The organism is Lacticaseibacillus manihotivorans DSM 13343 = JCM 12514 (genome assembly GCF_001435035.1).
In the GTDB taxonomy this organism is placed as follows: Bacteria; Bacillota; Bacilli; order Lactobacillales; family Lactobacillaceae; genus Lacticaseibacillus; species Lacticaseibacillus manihotivorans.
The window spans coordinates 1-1,533 of sequence record NZ_AZEU01000094.1 but is presented as its reverse complement, the minus strand read 5'-3'; the positions used below and the strand labels follow the sequence as shown (position 1 = coordinate 1,533).

The 1,533-nt window shown below is 47.7% G+C and carries 1 protein-coding gene; it reads left to right on the top strand.

Going from position 1 to position 1,533, the window contains the following annotated elements:
- The first annotated feature begins 134 nt into the window (after window positions 1–134).
- On the top strand, window positions 135–1,373 hold the full coding sequence (locus FD01_RS04690; protein WP_056962885.1) for an ISL3 family transposase: 1,239 nt from the start codon (window positions 135–137) through the stop codon (window positions 1,371–1,373).
- Window positions 1,374–1,533 lie beyond the last annotated feature (160 nt).

Below are 1,533 nucleotides of genomic sequence, written 5' to 3'. Positions count from 1 at the left end.
GGGTCTAAAATTTTTGGTGTTGAAGAGCACTTCAACGCCGGAAGTTTTAGGCCTTTTTAGATAACAAAAACACCTACTCCTTCCAGTGTTATGCTTTAAGCGACAAAACCAAAAGATAAACGAGGTAGGAATAGATGTCTCAAATAGATATTACACGTAAATTGCTTGGAATTACAGATACAAATATTCATCCGTATGACGTTCGTGAAGCTTTCCACGGCAAAGGCTCAGGGCGCAAAAAGTATTTGATGGTTTATGCTGATTTGACCTATACGCTCACGCATTGCCCCCAGTGTGGATTCCCTGATCTCCGCAAGAACGGTCACAAACTCACTCATATCCACGTCGAGGGTCCCTCAGACCAACCTGTGCTCCTGGAACTAAACAAACAACGGTGGCGCTGCTTGAACTGCCATACCACTTGCACTGCGACGACACCAGTTGTCAAAGCGAATCATTCAATTGGAACCAAGTTGGTGTCGCATGCTTTGAAGCTCGCCGGTCGGGCGCTCACTGAAACGAATATCGCCTTGTTTCTGGGGATCTCAACAAATTCTGTTCAACGGGCTCTTAACGAAAATATTCATCCTCACGCTAGTCGCAAGCTTCCGGAGAATCTGTGCTTCGATGAGTTCCGATCAACGAAATCGGCGATGTCTTTCATTTGTATTGATGCCGATACCCACAAGGCCGTCAAAGTCCTTGGTGGGCGGCTTAATAAGGACATCAAGGAATTCTTCATCAACCAATATAGTGTCGCGCAACGCGCGGCTGTGAAGCGTGTTGTCATGGACATGAACGCTGCTTATCAGCTCATCGTCCATGAGCTTTTCCCCAATGCCGAGATCATCATCGACCGCTTCCACATCGTTCAGATGATTGGCCGCGCAATGGATCAGATCCGTGTCACCACGCTCAAGCAATTAGATGGGAAATCTCGTGAATACAAAGTGCTTAAGTCGCTTTGGCGACTATTCCATTTGGCCCATCCCGATGCCAAGACCTCACACTATTTATTCGGCCTCAACGAGTACTCGACCCAACAAAACGCCATCGACCTTGGAACCTCAGTGTCTCCCAAGTTCAAAGCTGCTTATGAGACTTACATTGCCATCCATGAGGCGTTGATGGGCGGCCATCCTCGTGTGCTCAAACGACTGATTATTGATTACCAGCCAACTGGCTCTGCTATGGACACCGCCATCACCACCTTACGCAAGAACCTACCATGGATCATCAACGCCGCTAAGTCCCCATACTCCAACGGTCCTATTGAAGGCGTCAACCGCAAGATCAAGGAGCTAAAGCGTACGTGCTACGGCTTCGCCAACCAAGCCAACATGTTCGTTCGGATCTACCAGCTCATCGCCTAGCGACTCCTGAAACAATTGCCAGCTCCAAGCCTTCACTAAAACACCACCGCCACTGAATTCACCCTAGTTCTTTAAAAATTAAATAACAAAAAAGCCTCCCACAGTCGGGAAGGCCTTCAAGGGATAAAAACTATCCTTCAACACCAGTTGACAAATTTCC